This window comes from Mycobacterium sp. SM1, assembly GCF_018361265.1.
Classification (GTDB): Bacteria; Actinomycetota; Actinomycetes; order Mycobacteriales; family Mycobacteriaceae; genus Mycobacterium.
The window spans coordinates 25,622-41,032 of the sequence record NZ_JAFLNH010000004.1 but is presented as its reverse complement, the minus strand read 5'-3'; the positions used below and the strand labels follow the sequence as shown (position 1 = coordinate 41,032).

General features: G+C 63.8%; 15 protein-coding genes and 2 pseudogenes. 4 read left to right on the top strand and 13 right to left on the bottom strand.

Features of this window, described 5'->3' with window-relative positions:
• Positions 1–2: 2 nt before the first annotated feature.
• Complete coding sequence (gene cas7u / locus MSM1_RS16650) at positions 3–962, bottom strand: type I-U CRISPR-associated RAMP protein Csb1/Cas7u (RefSeq protein WP_213444631.1); 960 nt, start codon at positions 960–962, stop codon at positions 3–5.
• Positions 959–3,055, bottom strand: coding sequence for a type I-U CRISPR-associated protein Csx17 (csx17, locus tag MSM1_RS16645; RefSeq protein WP_213444629.1), 2,097 nt, complete (start codon positions 3,053–3,055; stop codon positions 959–961). The genes cas7u and csx17 overlap by 4 nt, the downstream gene beginning before the upstream one ends.
• A gap of 284 nt (positions 3,056–3,339) precedes the next feature.
• Here csx17 and MSM1_RS16640 point away from each other — a divergent pair, with 284 nt between their 5' ends.
• The gene (locus MSM1_RS16640) at positions 3,340–4,662 is read left to right on the top strand and encodes an ISL3 family transposase (protein ID WP_213444627.1); all 1,323 of its coding nucleotides are present in this window, start codon (positions 3,340–3,342) and stop codon (positions 4,660–4,662) included.
• Positions 4,663–4,886: 224 nt separating this feature from the next.
• Here MSM1_RS16640 and cas3 read toward each other — a convergent pair whose 3' ends face one another.
• The 6 genes from cas3 to MSM1_RS16615 all read right to left on the bottom strand — a co-directional run bounded on the left by cas3 (position 4,887) and on the right by MSM1_RS16615 (position 10,846).
• Positions 4,887–7,070: a CRISPR-associated helicase Cas3' gene (gene cas3 / locus MSM1_RS16635; RefSeq protein ID WP_213444625.1), complete on the bottom strand. Its 2,184-nt coding sequence runs from the start codon at positions 7,068–7,070 to the stop codon at positions 4,887–4,889.
• 184 nt (positions 7,071–7,254) lie between these two features.
• On the bottom strand, positions 7,255–7,815 hold the full coding sequence (locus MSM1_RS16630; RefSeq protein ID WP_213445650.1) for a DUF1802 family protein: 561 nt from the start codon (positions 7,813–7,815) through the stop codon (positions 7,255–7,257).
• 22 nt (positions 7,816–7,837) lie between these two features.
• Positions 7,838–7,984: a hypothetical protein gene (locus MSM1_RS22050; protein ID WP_374101737.1), complete on the bottom strand. Its 147-nt coding sequence runs from the start codon at positions 7,982–7,984 to the stop codon at positions 7,838–7,840.
• A gap of 260 nt (positions 7,985–8,244) precedes the next feature.
• A complete protein-coding gene (locus tag MSM1_RS16625) occupies positions 8,245–8,517 on the bottom strand; it encodes a hypothetical protein (RefSeq protein ID WP_236056815.1) in 273 nt (90 codons plus the stop codon).
• A gap of 225 nt (positions 8,518–8,742) precedes the next feature.
• Positions 8,743–9,000, bottom strand: coding sequence for a hypothetical protein (locus tag MSM1_RS16620; protein ID WP_213444623.1), 258 nt, complete (start codon positions 8,998–9,000; stop codon positions 8,743–8,745).
• Positions 9,001–9,058: 58 nt separating this feature from the next.
• On the bottom strand, positions 9,059–10,846 hold the full coding sequence (locus MSM1_RS16615) for a hypothetical protein (protein ID WP_236056813.1): 1,788 nt from the start codon (positions 10,844–10,846) through the stop codon (positions 9,059–9,061).
• Positions 10,847–10,924: 78 nt separating this feature from the next.
• On the opposite strand from MSM1_RS16615, the pseudogene MSM1_RS16610 reads away from it, so the two are divergent.
• A pseudogene (locus tag MSM1_RS16610) lies at positions 10,925–11,224 on the top strand (recombinase family protein); the annotation flags it as partial.
• A 22-nt stretch (positions 11,225–11,246) separates the two neighbouring features.
• Complete coding sequence (locus tag MSM1_RS16605) at positions 11,247–11,756, top strand: hypothetical protein (protein WP_213444621.1); 510 nt, start codon at positions 11,247–11,249, stop codon at positions 11,754–11,756.
• Here the strand turns inward: MSM1_RS16605 and MSM1_RS16600 are convergent.
• The 5 genes and pseudogenes from MSM1_RS16600 to MSM1_RS16580 all read right to left on the bottom strand — a co-directional run bounded on the left by MSM1_RS16600 (position 11,691) and on the right by MSM1_RS16580 (position 14,760).
• Positions 11,691–12,092, bottom strand: a complete 402-nt coding sequence (locus MSM1_RS16600) for an integrase core domain-containing protein (protein ID WP_236056966.1) — start codon at positions 12,090–12,092, stop codon at positions 11,691–11,693. The two genes, MSM1_RS16605 and MSM1_RS16600, sit on opposite strands and share 66 nt — an antisense overlap.
• Positions 12,002–12,424 carry an IS3 family transposase gene (locus MSM1_RS16595; protein ID WP_213444620.1) on the bottom strand — a complete coding sequence of 141 codons (423 nt, stop codon included), beginning with the start codon at positions 12,422–12,424 and terminating at the stop codon, positions 12,002–12,004. Before MSM1_RS16595 ends, MSM1_RS16600 begins: the two co-directional genes overlap by 91 nt.
• Before the next feature lie 140 nt (positions 12,425–12,564).
• Positions 12,565–13,827, bottom strand: a complete 1,263-nt coding sequence (ltrA, locus tag MSM1_RS16590; protein WP_213444617.1) for a group II intron reverse transcriptase/maturase — start codon at positions 13,825–13,827, stop codon at positions 12,565–12,567.
• 586 nt (positions 13,828–14,413) lie between these two features.
• A pseudogene (locus tag MSM1_RS22540) lies at positions 14,414–14,521 on the bottom strand (IS3 family transposase); the annotation flags it as partial.
• A complete protein-coding gene (locus MSM1_RS16580; protein ID WP_213444615.1) occupies positions 14,518–14,760 on the bottom strand; it encodes a transposase in 243 nt (80 codons plus the stop codon). The gene MSM1_RS16580 and the pseudogene MSM1_RS22540, both read right to left, overlap by 4 nt.
• A gap of 208 nt (positions 14,761–14,968) precedes the next feature.
• Between MSM1_RS16580 and MSM1_RS16575 the strand changes: the two genes are divergently transcribed.
• Positions 14,969–15,379, top strand: a complete 411-nt coding sequence (locus MSM1_RS16575; protein ID WP_213444614.1) for a hypothetical protein — start codon at positions 14,969–14,971, stop codon at positions 15,377–15,379.
• Positions 15,380–15,411 lie beyond the last annotated feature (32 nt).

Sequence of the window (15,411 nt, the reverse complement as noted above, 5' to 3'; positions counted from 1 at the left end):
GATTAAGCCTTCTTGCCAGACCATTCGACAGTGATCTCATCACCGTCACCGAACACCCCGTCCGACCGGGCGATACTGTCTTGCAGAGCACTTGTAATCTCATCGGCGGTGGGCAGTTCGGGTCCGAGGCGGGCCGCGACTGGCGACACCAGCTCAAAGTCGCAAGCTGTGCGCAGCCTCAGACCGCCTTCAAGCAAGTGGCTGATCTCCCAGAGTGCTAAGGCCTCCAACGCCTCGGTTGCCACCTTGGGTAATCCATAAGATCGAAGCAGTTCGACATCGACGACGAAGGAGGCGATGATCCGTCTCGCAGTCCATTCCGTTCGAGCGAACGGCACCGAACCATACCCTTCTGCGGTTCCGCCTTCACCATCCTTATCTAGTTGATGACGCACACGGTCGGATTTCCGGCCCCCACTAACAGCACGCTGCACGTCGTGCGCTTCGATTACTCCGGAGATCGCACGCATAAACTTTGGTTGGCCCAGCCACTGCCTGTGTGAGAAAAACACGCCATGCAACAGGCAGAACGGATCGAGTTTCGCAACCGCCGCGGCCATCGCTCGATAATCAAGAGGCGTATCGGGAGCAAGGCCCAACCGGTTACCGATGATGTCGAACATGGACTTACCGCCCAAAGTCGACTTATGAATATACGGCGACGCCAGTCGGTGCGCCTCGAGCCGGCTTGACGTGAGGAACTCGTCTGTCTTCGCTCTTACCACACGCACCCATGGCATACCAGCCACCGCATTTACTGGTCGGTTCTCCGCCTGATTCCATGCCGTAGCCTCGAGCCTGTTCGCCATCGACTGCACCGATTCGACCAGCAGCGCGTCGACTTCGTGGCCGTGTTCGTATCTGGTGAAGGTAGCAGCACCGATATCGGGAAAGCCGGTGGGTTGAAACGTGCTTCCGGATAGTGGCGTGAGTTCGGCGTCGTAGATGTAGCGCCTGATCATGTGATCACCTCCTGTGCTAATTCGGTTCGGTGTGTCCCGACTACGGCGACGCGGCTTAGGGCCGCGCGTCGATCGGAATTCGTGGTAGTGAGTAACAACATGGCAGCCAGACGAGTTCCTTCGTAGGGCGCGCCAGGAACGCCCACGACATGCCGCACACCAGCGATACGCAGCCGCCGCGATGCGTCCTGTAGGACAGCCGGAACGTGTCCGGCGATAAGGCGTGACGGCCACTCATGGCCTGGCCGGACGAACAGCGATCGTCGTTCGCCATCTGCGTTGCTATAGCCGAGGGGCGCAGCACCAGTGAACAGCAGCAGCAGATCAAGGGCAGGATCGCTCATGGATGCCGACCCGGGCAAGATCTCGTTGCCTGTATGCCGCCAGTCGACACAAGACAGGCTAAGCGTAAGTGCCGCCGTTCGTTCATCGTCGATTGCGCGGTCGACAAACGCCTGTACATCGCCAGCACGTAAGCTCATGCCGCGTTCGAACACGATGCGCGCACCGCGCACCGACGGTACACAATCGATAACCGTTTCCTTGGTCGCAAGCGGAAAACCCCGGCGCCGCGCGATGTCGGCAAGACCCGCGGCCAGCCCTCCAGCAAAGAACCGATCTTTCAGCCACGTCCCGAATGTGCTGGTTTCGTCGCGGGATGTTGCAAGTGCCAACGCGATTCGCAATTCACGGTCGTGGTGGGTCACATCACGGAGTTGATCGAATAGCTTGGCGCCGTGTGGGAAACTCAGGGCTGGCAGTTTGACCTCGCGAACCCTTCGCGATCTGGACACCGTGGATCGGCATCTACCGAGCGCGGCGAATACCTCGACAAGCGAGCCGGGCTGACCGGTGGCGGCGTGGTCGAAGATCGCTTGGTCCAGGGCACGCAGCCTCGCTGCGGTGTCCGAGGGCAGGTTGATCCGGCGAAGCGCCTCGCGCCAGCGGTCCAGTGGAGCCAGCAGATCTACCCCGCCGCGAACGCCCACCTCGATGCGGCCCGCGGGCACTGCAATCGGGCTCTGACCGAGCCGGTCGACGAAGACATGCCGATGAAATGCCCTGATTCCTCGATCCACGCCGAGTGTTGCTGCTGAACGCGCCATATCAAGGCCGGATCGTGCGGCGTGTGAGTTCCAGTCGGCCCGTCCTTCGGCAAGCAGGTGTGCTACCTCCGGGATGGACAGGGGGTCGGGCCATTCCGGTGCCCATAGTTCTGCAAGGGGACGCTCTGCGGATGCAGACGACGCGAAGCCCGCGGTCGAACCCGCCACCTGGAACGGCAACGCCGCACCCGAGTACGCTGCTCCGTAGCGGCGCACCACCGCGGTTGCGAACAGCAGCGCGCCTTCGATGACTAACAGAAACGTCCATGGATTTCCTACTGGATTAGGCTCGTCGGAAGCGCCGACGGCACCTGCGTCAAACTGACCCAGCGACTCTCGCAGCAGCGGGCGGCGTGACTGCCCATCAAGCGCGGAAGCCAACCACGCAGCGCTGCCAGAAGACTCAAGTACGGTCCGGACCTGTTGCAGATACGCCACCGAAAGCTCCCGGCGTCTTAAGTTGCCGCCTGTGCCAAGCAACCTGGCGCACGATGGATTACCATCTTGGCCGAGCGCAATCGCGGCGTCCAGCCATGCCACCGCGGCGTCTGGTAGCTCGTTACGGCACAGTCGCAAAACTTCGGGTTTGCGCTTTTTATCCCACAGGTCCGAAATACCCAACCGGTGCCCCTCACTCACGACACGATCGCCTGCGCCCACTGCGAGTCGCAATGCCCTGAGCCGATAATCGGTACTCTCGCGAACCCACTGCAATATTCGCTCTGCTGCAGGACTTTTGCCATTAGCAGCGAATCCCGACCCAGAATTCCACGGTGAAACAATCGATTCCGGTTCGAACCGGGCGTGCAGCGCGTCGGTCAGCTCAACGAGTGTGTCGAATCGACAACGAAGAACGTATACGCTTTGGTTCCAGCATCCTTGCACTTCGGAGTCCAGTAGTCGATGCACAGCACGATGCACACCAAGAGCGGACAAGTATCCTGACAGCGGTGTCACCCGACAGCCTTCTAGCACAAGTTCGGCCATTAAATGCCTCCGTTCGCGCTGGCCTGCCAATCGGCGACTCGAACGAGCGCTTCGCAGAATGCAAGTCGGAAGGGGCCGAGGTCAGCTCGATCGCGCAGAGCGAGCGCGCGGCTGGTCAGGGAACCGACGCCGTGTGTTGTCGCGCGCAGGGATAGGGTGGCCGCCGGGATTTGTGGCTCTTCTGACGCTTCCGTGGGCCGGTTGTTGATGTAAGGGGCGCACGTCGTTGTGGCTTAAGGTTTCTGGCTTGTGAAAGGTCAGGAACCAAAGGAGCCAACAACGACGTGCGCAATGTGAGGCTATGGCGTGCGCTGCTGGGTGTCGACCAGCGCACCGTGATCGAAGACATCGAGTTCGAGGAGTTCGGGGAGGAAGACGCCGACGGCGACACGCTGGTGGTGGCGCGGGTGCGGCCGCGAAGTGGTGTTTCGCGCCGTTGTGGCCGCTGCGGTCGCAGGGCGCCCTGGTATGACCGGGGTGAGGGTCGGCGCCGGTGGCGGGGCCTGGATTGGGGCACGATGCAGGTGGTGCTGGAGGCCGATGCGCCGCGGGTGAACTGCCCCGCCCATGGGCCTACGGTGGTGGCGGTGCCATGGGCGCGCCACCATGCCGGGCACACTTTGGCCTTTGATGACACGGTGGCCTGGCTGGCGGTGGCGTGCTCGAAAACCGCGGTGTGCGAGTTGATGCGGGTCGCCTGGCGCACCGTAGGGGCGATCGTGGCGAGGGTGTGGGCCGACACGGAGAAGAGGATCGACCGGTTTGCGGGTCTGCGTCGGATCGGCATCGATGAGATCTCCTATAAGCGTCACCACAAGTACCTCACGGTGGTGGTTGACCACGACAGCGGCCGGCTGGTGTGGGCCGCCCCGGGCCGCGACACCAAGACGCTGCGGCGGTTTTTCGACGCTCTGGGCGCCCAGCGGTGCGCGCTGATCACCCATGTGTCCGCCGATGCGGCGGAGTGGATCGCCGATGTGGTCGCCGAGCGCTGCCCGGGCGCGATCCGCTGCGCGGATCCGTTTCATGTGGTGGCCTGGGCCACCGAGGCGCTGGATGCCGAGCGGCGCCGGGCCTGGAACGACGCGCGAGCGATCGCGCGTGGCGAGGCCAAATGGGGCCGTGGTCGGCCCAGCAGGAACACCGCGCCGCGGCCGGGTCATGAACGAGCACGGCGGCTCAAAGCCGCCCGCTATGCGCTGTGGAAAAACCCCGAAGACCTCACCGAACGCCAGAGCGCCAAACTGGCCTGGATCGCCAAGACCGACACCCGGCTCTACCGCGCGTACCTGCTCAAAGAGGGCCTGCGGCATGTGTTTTCGGTCAAAGGCCAGGACGGCAAAGACGCCCTCGACAAGTGGATCTCCTGGGCGCGGCGCTGCCGCATCCCGGTCTTCGTCGAGCTGGCCCGCCGCATCAAACGCCACCGCGAGGCCATCGACGCCGCCCTCGACCACGGCCTGTCCCAAGGATTGATCGAATCCACCAACACCAAGATCCGCCTGCTCACCCGCATCGCATTCGGATTCCACAACCCCGCCGCGCTGATCGCCCTGGCCATGCTCGCCCTCGGCGGGCACCGCCCCACCCTGCCCGGCCGCGGCTAACACCCCTCCACCAGGGCACCCCTCGGGTTTCCCCTCTCAGACGTCGCCGATTCTGCGCTACCCGCTCGTCGGTGTCCATGTCGTTCCGCCTCGCTGCGCTCGGGGGCTCCACATGGACACCTCCCACCCGGGCAGCGCTACAGGCAACTATCGCGGAAGGGAGCACAAACGAATTCAACCATCAGATCACGGCCCCGAATCGGCCCCATCCACCCACGGATACGTCAGGAGGGCCGGATTTGTCGGTCTTTTAGTGCGAAGCCGATTGTTCTGCTGCCTTCTTCCACACCGAGTATGACACCTGGTCGCTCGTCGGGCTTTCCACGAATGGTGACGCGGACCTTCCCGTGATGAGCGGCGACCAGGTAGACGACCAGGTCGCGCTCATGGTGGTCATCCAGCAACGATGTCGAAGCGTCCAGCAACCAGAGCGCGCTCGCCAGCTCATGGCGAAAATGACGCGGGTTGTAGTGCAACCTGCGATGGCTAGGTGATTTGGCCCACGGCACCGGTGAAGGCGGAGGTGGGTTATCGGAATTCGCGCTCGTCAACGATGCGACGAATGTGGGATGTGCCTTGCCAAGATCATGGAGCAACGCGGCGCGCACTATCGCGTCGCGCTGCGGCGGGGTGAGGGCAAGTGTTGGACCGAACCGCAATATCAGTTCTCTTGCCGCAGCCTCAGTCTCAACGAGATGTTCGTCGAGAGCAACCCATCGCCCCTGCCCGGTCGACAGCGGATCGTGGTCGAAGGCATCCGGCGACATCGGCCGCACGGGGATTGGTTCGACAGCCTGCCTACTACGCCGGTCGAAGCCGCGGTCGGAGAGGTAGCCGCCGCATCGCGCCTCTAGGACGACGACCGCACCGGGGCGGATGTCGTCGCGTCGCACTGGCCGCCATACCCCTTCTACCTGGTCCCACATGCGGGCGCGTTCAGGGTCCGATGCGACCATCTCTTGGACGTCGGCGATCGGTGCCGGGCAGAGTTCGCTTCGGTCGATAGCGGGCATCTCTTGAGCGTTGAGATCACGCCACGCGACCGACACGAGTCGATCGGAAGCGTCGCGAATGAATGGACTGACGTCGATATCGTTGCCCGCGAGGTCAGGTGCCGTGTCAAACAGATCCAGCAGGTCGCGTCTGCGGAGCACCGGATGGATCGGGCGCGTGTAGGCTACGCGCTGCTCTGCAAGTTCCCGCCCGGTCACCGCGCGATCCTCAAGCCCAGCAAGTGCCATTCTAGCCGCTTCAAGATCATCTGCTTCGTAAGGCAAATGGGCCTTGGCTCCGAGAGGCACCGTCCACAAGAGCCGCGCGTCACTTGCGCGGCCATCGCGGTTGCACCGGCCCGCGCGCTGCACGATCGACGGCCACGGTGCGACTTCGGTGATCAGCGTCTCCGAAGTCACGTCTACGCCGGCCTCGAGAACCTGAGTCGCAATCACGATCGTTCCATGTGGGCCGGGTTCAGCCAAGGCGGCCGCTGTCTGCGATGCGCGGTCGCTGGGACGGAATCGCGAATGCAACAACACGATTTCGGCACTTTGGTTGCGGCGTGTCAGCTCAGCGTGGAGGTCCATGGCACGCTCAACCGTGTTCAGTACAACCAAAGTTCGAGTGCCCGGGCAGTGCTGGGCGACGACGCCTGCCGCAAGGCGTGCCGAGTACCCTTTTGCATCGGCATCGAGACGAAGTTGTCGGATGGTGCGGGTTGCGCCCATGCGTTGGGCGAGCTCCTCGCTGTCGTCGGCCACGTCTACCACGGACAACGGTCCACGCATGTCGATGGTGGATAACTCCGTCACGTCGATCGTCGCGGACATCCACATCGATCGACAAGGCAATGCAGTGCCGAAAGCATCCCGTAAGCCCTGTAATTGCAGCGACGTTGGCAGCCCCGGCCCCATCAGCTGCACCTCGTCGAACACGAACTGTGTCCCAGCGTGCAGCAGACCGAAGCTTATCGGCCAGGCGGCGCGCGCTTCCGCGAAACCCCGCAACAGCAACCGTGACAGCACCATGTCCTGGGTACCGATGAAGATGCGCTCGGTGTCTGGATGGGTTTTCCACTTGGAGTCACGGCTATCCTCTCCGCCCATCAATACATGGACCCCGACGGGAGCGCCCAACGCTACGACCCACCGGCGCGTCACATCGACAGTCTGTTCGACTAGCGTGCGCTGCGGCAACACGACGACCAGCCAGTGGGGCGTCTCTGAGCGTACGGCCGCATCGGGATGCGCCATCCGTCGGTACAGCCACGGCAACACCGCTGCCAGCGTCTTTCCCGAGCCAGTCGGCGCGCGGAGTACATCGGGTAATCCCGACTCCGCCAGTGCCGTTTGGTACGGGTACGGCCGGACCGATCCTTCTGTCGCCACCGCGACAAACTCTTCGAACGTCACACCTTCTCTCCTGGATATCGGGGTGTAGCGATACGTGGCCGAAACTACAACGGGGGTCCGACAAGTGTTGGTGAAACGACAGAATTGTTAGCTGGACCCGACGGGAGGCGGGTCACTCCCCCGAATCACAGCCCACTGGCTGCGGCCAGTTTGCTGCACCTCGGAAGCTGGACGATCCCACCCGTCACCCGACGGCGTCGCGGACCCGGGCGGCCACCCGGGCTAGCTCCACGTCGTCATGCACCGGCGCCGACAGTGTCGGCGTCACCGGGAGCTGCACCCAGCTGGTGCAACCGGCATACCGAGCGGTGCGCACCAGACGCAGCGGCTCCACCAACGGAAAAACCTGCACAACCAGCACCGCCAGCCGATGTTTTGGCCGAAAGTCCAGCCGATCCTCGCGCACCGACTCGGCGGTCCAGATATGTAGATCCGCTATCGACTCAAGACCTTCGGTGCGGTTAACTGGAACTGCCGCAACGACTTTCGCAGCAGCGCGCAGAACGACGTGATCGTCGGTGCTGTCGGCGGCCGCCGCAGCGAGCAGGTCGCGATGCTCGGGGCGCACCCGCTCGGCGTGAGCATGCGCGACCGTCGGGAACAACAGGAACTCGCCAGCGGCCACCTCGAAGCGCTTCTCGCGAATTCCGCCCTTGCGCAACAGCACGCATTGGCGTCCGTCCAAGAGGGCGTGCACCGCCGCGCTCCACTCCTTGAGCGCGGGCATGGTGGCGGCCTGCGTCATCATGTTCCCGCCAATCGGGTCGTCACCGCGGAGGCCGGCATAGTGGCGCAACGGTTTTCGGCGGCTGACGACGTGGCGGCAGGGCGTTTGGCAAGGGCGTCCCCGTCGCAGCGACCTCGGCGACCGCCGCGGGCTCGAGTCCCCGCAGCTCGGTGATGTTCCGGCGCATGCCTTCAACGATAGGGCCCCGTCGACGAGTCGCAGACCGCCGACGGGCTCTGGCTGGTGGCGACGGCCGCGCAGCAGTGGATGAGTAGCTCACCGGCAAGGACATCGCCGCCAGCCGCGAGGCCGTGTTGCGGCGCGGCCGCTCCCGGCGGCGTTAAGGCGGACGGGACGCGCTGCAAACATCGGAGTTTTCGGCACGGGAGCGCAACGTTGCTGAGAACTTGGGAATCTACCCCCACAGCCTCTGACTGGTAGCAAAGCCTAGTGGTTCCAATCCACCAGCCTCGTTTGGACGTCGACGCTCGGCCCGAGTTTCTGCTTCAGGACGTGAAGGAAGCCCCATTGATGCGACGCTTCGGCAGCCAGACGCCTCCACACCTTCTCGACCACGTCAACCGGCTGGTGTTCGTAGTCGAGTTCAGCGTCTCGCTCCAGCCTTTCGGTTGCCGAAGCGACCGGAATCTCGTTCTTCAGCAGCAGCACCGCAATCTGGCGCTTGTCCACCAGCACTACCCAGCGCATCTCAGCAGGCATTCGGGCAGCGGCGATGTTATTCTGTCACTGGATGTGTAGGTCATGTGCCCTCCCAGTTGAGTATGGCTGAACAGTGTGTGGCGTCGTCGAGGCTCCAGACCCAATCGAGGGCCACACCGCCGACCATGAGCGCACCATCGCGGAATTGACGTAGCGGTGCCTCGCGATGTGGAGGGCAGCCCCTGCTGTCGCGGCGGGCTGGTCGAGCAGCGGAGAGCGACTGTCTCACCGATATATTGGCCATGCCAGAAGGTAAGCGCCAATTGCGTTATCGATTGCTTTTCCGCGCTCATTCGGAATATGGCCTGGCCCAAAATTCTCGCTCATCGCGCGAATGAGGGTGTCCACAACGGCATCGCTCTGCTCATTGGTTGGCTCTTGTGTTTCGCGAAGCTCAGCGAGCATGTCCGGGTTGAGACGAGTCAATTCTTCCACAATAACGGTGCGGTGTTCCGGTGGAATAGCGTCGAGAACGTTGTTCATGGGTTTCTCCAACCATCACGGTTGATGGCCCAGGCGGTTATGACTTGCCCGTCTTTGTTCAGGGCAACTGTCGCGTCCTTGCCAACGTACTTATAAAAGCCGCCATACTGGTCCGGCACATACTGGGGCGGCCCAATCGGGTGCTCGAGGTATCTTGCATTGCGCTGTCGCTGACTCCATGACCACCATCGCGGCTGTTAACTTGCTGCGCGCCATGCTCCGTGAGTCCTGTGACTCTGTTTGGCGGTGGAAATGGCGGTGTTTCCTGCGGTATCTGGGGTGATTCCTGCGCAGGTGGCTGGGTATCGTGTGCACCCGGCTGCGTGGGCGGCGGGGCGGGCTCATTTCCTAGTTGTACGCCTAAGTCCCGTAGCCGGGACTCGAGTGCCGCCTTTCTCGCATTGAGCTCGCCCATTCTGGCGACGCAACTGTCATATGCGCCCTGTTCTTGGGGCAGCACAAACGGGCGCTTCAGACAGTCATCGCTGTAGCGGGCGAGGTCTTCTTTTAATTTGACGTACGCGGCAAGTGCTTGCTCTTTGGTCATTTCGTCGATCGGCGGCACAGGCGGGGGAACCGGTGGTGTGGGGTCCAGCGGTAGCGGCAAGCGCGGAGCCTGTGGTGCCGGTCCCAGCCCAGCTGGGCCGAAGCCCAGCATCTGCGCACCGCCGCCGCCAGTGTTGGGTGCAGGTGCCCCGTCAGCGGGCACGGGGCCAGGGCCACCGGTGCTGGCGGGCGCGACGGGTGCAGGTGTGGCGGCCGACGGCTGCGCCTGCGGGGGTCGGGGCGTTTGGGAGGCATCGGTGGAGGGCGGGGGTTGCGGCGCATGCTCCTGCTGTGCGTGTCCGGGATCGGCAAACTGCACCGGCGGGGATGGGCTGGGCGGCAACGGGTCGGATTGGATATGCGCTACCGGCGATGCTGCGATGACCCCGGCTGTCCAGGCTGCGCCCAGGGCGGCGGGTGTGGTGATCACCTTGGTGGCCGCCGAGGTCGCGCCTGTACCGGCCTGGGCCAGCATTGCGAGAACCCCCCCGCCCGGCGCGGCTGCGCCGCCGGCAGGACCAGCACCGGCCACACCAATCCCGCCGCCACCGGCCGCGGATAGCACACCGCCACCGGGCAACAGCGGCCACAACTGCGTTCTGATGCCCGCCACCGCACTGCCGGCGGGTGTCGGCGAGACCTGAGCTGGTGGCGGGGTGGACATGTGCGGCGGTGAGAGGTACCGGAGCAGCCGATCGGCACCGGTCAGCGCATCGATCACCGACCGTGCTGAGGGGCCTGGTGGTGGGGGTACCGCCGCGTTCGGCACCTGCCTGGCGGTGGTCGCTGCGACCGCCTCGATGTGTCGGTGGACGGCGCCCTCCCCACCCAGGTCAGCGGCGGCGCTGACCACATCGGTGGCAATCTGAAACTCTTGTGCGGCGAACGCGCCCGCCTGGGCGCGAAGCGTTGCGGAGATGGCCTGTGCGGTGGGCTGGCGGGCATACCAGCCCATCGAGCCCGGCGGATACATCGCATCATGAGCCATCCAGTCCTCGCCGACGGCGAACCCGGACCGGTGGGCTTGATCGACCCCCGACAAGAGGGCTTGCTGTTGCCGGTGCAGCACGCTCGCGCCGCCCTCGGCGCTCTGCGCGGCGGCGTCAAGCAGCCCGGCCTCCTCCTCGGCGGTGGACAAGTGCCGGGCCATCGTCGCTGTCATCGCCTCATCGCCCTGACCCACCCAGTCCAGCGCGTTGGCCTGCGCGTTGATGGCGCCCACCACCGAGCGGCGGCGCTCCGCCAGCTCACGCCAGTGCGCGGCATGCTCGACCAGATGCGACACATCGTAGCCGCGCACCGCCGACTGGGAGGGGCTGCTAGCTGTTGCGGGTTGAGTGGTCGGTAGTTGTCGGTGGTGTGCTATAGGAACAGAAGCATGAATCTGGCGGCGTGGGCGGAGCGAAACGGTGTGGCGCGGGTGACTGCGTATCGCTGGTTTCGCGCTGGGTTGTTGCCTGTCCCGGCGCAGCGAGTGGGTCGGCTCATTCTGGTGAACGATGCGGTAGCCGAGACGGCCCCGCGTAGACGGACGGCGGTGTATGCGCGGGTGTCGTCAGCGGATCAGAAAGCTGATCTGGATCGGCAGGTGGCGCGGGTGACCGCGTGGGCCACGACCCAGCAGATCGCCGTCGACAAGGTCGTGACCGAGGTTGGTTCTGCGCTCAACGGGCACCGGGTACGAGATTTTCGATTCCGGTGTGAGGGCTTCGGGCCCCCCCAAGCAGTGGTCGCGCTCTGATGCGGAGAAGAACTTCGACTACTTCGTCGGCCATCTCGACGAGCGGATCGCGATGCTCAACAGGTTGACCACACGCAACGAGGGGCCGAAGCTGGACTTCACCGACGAGTCCGTCGCGGCGTTGAACGAGTGGTTCGTCGACCGGGCAGAGCCCGACCCCGACCAGGAGAACTGGCCCGGCGGACTCACCGCGGACTGGTATTCAGTTGCTCTGGATATGAAGGCATACCTTGGCGAGATTCTCCGCAGGCGTAAGCCGCATCTGCGGTGGGAGTTGTCGACAAGAAGCAAAAAAGACCTTTCCTATCATCGCCCGATAATAGCCGGGTTCACGAAAGTGCCATCAAAACTCTACACGGTTGAATACGGGAGTGGGTTTCCCCTGAAAACGTGGAGGTTTCCGTTATGCGGCCTGCGGTTGGATGGCCGTGATTTTTTCGTATTCGACGGGTGGCAGCAACCCGGCTGAGCTGTGCCGACGTCGGGTGTTGTAGAACTCGTAGCACCAGGTGGTGATGGCCTCGCGTGCCTGTGCCTTGGTGGCGAAGTGGTGGCGGGACAGCACCTCGTGTTCGAGGGTGGAAAAGAACGCCTCGCGGGCGGCGTTGTCGAAGCACGACCCGACACGTCCCATCGATTGGCGCACCCCGAGCTTGCGGCACAGCTTAGTGAAATCATTGGCGGTGTAGGTAGATCCGCGATCAGTGTGAAAGATCACGCCAGCGATCGCTGCGCGCCCGCCACGTACTGCGACGGCCATCTTGATCGCGTCGCTGGCAAGCTCCGCATCGGGGTGCTCCGACATCGGGCAAGCCAGCAAACGTCGCCCGCACAGGTCCAAGACCGAAGCCAAAGAAGTTTGGCCTCATCGGTGGGGATTTCGGTGATATCACCGCACCACGCCCGGTTGGGCGCTGCGGCGGTGGCGTCCCGTTTGAGCAGGTCGGGGAACTGAGGTGCCTTCTTGTCCTGGCGGGTCAACCCCCTGGGGCGCTTAGGCTTGCGCCCGGCCAGCCCTTGCCGGCGCATCGAGTCGGCCACCGTGTTCACGCTGACCTTCCAGCCTTCAGCGAGCAGGTCGGCGTGGATCCGCGGCGAGCCGTAGGTGCGCTGGGAGCGCTCGAACAGCTCCGCCACTCGCGCATCCCGCTGCGCGCGGCGTCGCTGCCGCTCAGTGGGCTCGCGGTCCAGGTCGGGTGGCCGGAGGGGGTCGCACCCTCCGGCTCCCACGGAACCGTACGTGAACCTCTCGATTCATACGGCTCTTGTCACCTTGATCACCAGACGGCCGGGACGGCAGTGGTCCAGGCCCAGTGGGCGAAGAACCGCGAGTACTGAGTGGTGACCCGCTGCCACGCTTGCTGAAACGCACGGCGTCCCTGCAGCCGCCGGTATTTCTTGCGGACCCAACGCATCAGGTAGGCATTGATGCGTGTCAGGAGGGGATACAGCGCCGACCGATAGAAAGCGCCGTAGTAATTCATCCAGCCGCGCACGATGGGATTGAGCCACCGTGCGAGCTCGGAGAAGGATTGCCCGGTGCGCTGGTGCAGTCGCCAGGACCGTACTTCGCGTCCGATCTTCGTCAAGGCGTCCCTGCTGACCGCAGGCGAGAACGAGACGAACATGCTCCCGTCCTTGGCCCGCGCTCCCCGTGGCCGGAACGTGAAGCCGAGGAAGGTAAACGACGTGTGCGCATAGTCACCGCGCCGTTTGCCGTCCTTGCAGTACACGATCCGGGTCTTGTCGGGATGCAGCCGCAGCCCGACGTCGACCATCCTGTCTTGCAGCGCGGCCAACACCCGGTGGGCCTGGCGCTCGCTGACACAGTGCACCACCGCGTCATCGACATAGCGCTCGAACCGGACGGTCGGGAACTCCCGACCCATCCACGCGTCGAACGCGTAGTGCAAGAACAGGTTTGCCAGCACGGGCGAGACCGGCGAACCCTGCGGGGTGCCCCGGTCTCGCTGTTGCAGGGTGCCGTCGGGCAACTGCACCGGGGCTTGCAGCCACCGGCGCACATACAACATCACCCACGGCAAATCGGTGTTGGCCTGCACCGCCTTGAGCATCAGGTCCCAAGACACGCTGTCGAAAAACTTTTGGATGTCCAAATCGATCACCCAGTCGGTTTTCCAGCAGCGTTGCCGGCATACGCCCACCGCGTCCACTGCCGAGCGGCCCGGGCGGTAGCCATAAGAGTCGTCGTGGAAGATCGTCTCGACCCTCGGCTTCAACTGCTCTGCGACCACCGTTTGCGCCACCCGGTCAGCGATGGTAGGCACGCCCAGCATTCGGGTCCCGCCGCCGTGCGGCTTGGGTATCTCCACCGCACGCACCGGAGGCGGAAAGTAACTGCCCGACGACATCCGGTTCCACACCTTATACAGGTTGTCCTGCAGGTCGGCCTCGAATGCCTCGATTGTTACTTCGTCCACGCCCGGTGCGCCCTTGTTCGCCTTGACCTTCTCCCATGCCTCCTGGACCGCCCACTTCGAAATCTCGAATGGCTTGTCCGGCAACTTCAACGCGTTCATGCGACTCCTCCTGAACCCCAGCGGGTTTCAGTTGCTCTAACGAACACCGTCACAGATGACCCGGCCCCTTCGCTCCACCCCCATTACAGGAGCTTCATCACTACTACGAGCCAGTCCGCCAGCCGGACCCGCGACGGTACTCACACCCACGCCAGGCGCGGGCTACTCCCTCTCGCCCGCTCGGAAACCCGAACGAAACGTATCGGCTCCGGCTCTCTCCCGTTCCATGCAGAAGCCGCAGACCGGGCTCGCGTCGCCTCCATGCCGGACACCGCCTGGCCAATCAGCGGGCACCCGCCAGACTGATCCCGGGATCAAATGGACACCCCGGTTTCGATGCCACCTGTTTCTATTTCGACACGTCAACAGCGATTCGCTCGCGCTCGCCTTCCCGATCCCCACCTGACACGTCATGCGCGCCGTGTCCACATCGCTCACCACGGTCACGTCTCCGATTCCGCAGCATGTGGTGGTTTGAAGCCTCCCCCCGCAGGGCGGCTCCGAAGGGCCGACAATCCTTCATCTTCTGCACAGCACCGCTTCTGGAAGCTCTACCTACATCTCACTCCCTTCCACGTTCGGGACGCACCCACTTATAGAACCAGGAAACGCTGACCCCCAAAAGCGCGCAGCACACCGTGTGTGGCACCCGATGCACGGTCCTCTGGTCGGCGATAAAGCGGGCCACACTCACCTCGTCGCCTCCTTTACCCAGCCGACCACGGATCGCTTGAGCACATCACGCTTCATGCGCAGCTCGGCGACCTCGGCGCGCAGCCGCTTCAACTCGGCGATATCAGCGGTGGAAAGCCCCTGGGCGCCTTCCCGCTCAGCACGATCTTTGGCAACCCAATTACCCAGGGTGCCCGGATGGATCCCGAGGTCTCGGGCCACCTGCGCGATCGGCTTACCGGTATCCCGGACTATCCGCACCGCTCCCTCCCCCAAACTCCCGGTCGAACTTCCTGCGCGTCTCTGACATGCCCTTACCTCATAGTGCATGCCTCCACACTTTCGGGGGATTTCCCGGAGGATAATTGCGATGCTGGGTATGCGGATCGTAAGAGACGAGCTTCGGGAGGACAGCCGCCGCATACTTCTCAACGTGCTCCTCGACGACATCGAAAGGGCGTGATGGCCCGTGTCGTATGACATCAATTTCTGGTTGCCGAAGCCCGGGCAGACATTCGATGAGTGGGCCGAGTCGTTCGAGGGAACCTACGGCCCGCAGGAACAACACCTACTGGCGGCCGCGCTGCAGCAGGTCCGCACGCAAGCGGAATCGGTGCTGCCCGAGGCGGAGATTCGCGAGGAAGCGGGCGGCGTCGCCTTCGACGACGACGCGACCGGGATATCGTTCGGCTACACACCAACGGGTGTTTCGCTGTCCTGCCCCTACCGGTGCGGCACCGGCAGCACGCGGATTCCGCTGATGTACGACATCGCCGCTACAGTGGCGTCGCTGACCGGGCTCCAAGCCTACCTGGATTTTTCATCGAATGTGGAGCTCAGGGGTGTCGCTAACGTGAAAGGTGCACTACCGCAAGGATAATCGGAGTATTCGAGGCACGGTTATCCAGGATG

Bases quoted from the DNA above. Each gene is read 5' to 3' on its own strand.
- MSM1_RS22050 (WP_374101737.1), bottom strand. From the start codon at position 7,984: ATGCGCCGGAACATCACCGAGCTGCGGGGACTCGAGCCCGCGGCGGTC.
- MSM1_RS16620 (WP_213444623.1), bottom strand. From the start codon at position 9,000: ATGAACAACGTTCTCGACGCTATTCCACCGGAACACCGCACCGTTATT.
- MSM1_RS16630 (WP_213445650.1), bottom strand. From the start codon at position 7,815: ATGACGCAGGCCGCCACCATGCCCGCGCTCAAGGAGTGGAGCGCGGCG.
- cas7u (WP_213444631.1), bottom strand. From the start codon at position 962: ATGATCAGGCGCTACATCTACGACGCCGAACTCACGCCACTATCCGGA.
- ltrA (WP_213444617.1), bottom strand. From the start codon at position 13,827: ATGAACGCGTTGAAGTTGCCGGACAAGCCATTCGAGATTTCGAAGTGG.
- MSM1_RS16625 (WP_236056815.1), bottom strand. From the start codon at position 8,517: ATGCCTGCTGAGATGCGCTGGGTAGTGCTGGTGGACAAGCGCCAGATT.
- csx17 (WP_213444629.1), bottom strand. From the start codon at position 3,055: ATGGCCGAACTTGTGCTAGAAGGCTGTCGGGTGACACCGCTGTCAGGA.
- MSM1_RS16600 (WP_236056966.1), bottom strand. From the start codon at position 12,092: ATGTCGGAGCACCCCGATGCGGAGCTTGCCAGCGACGCGATCAAGATG.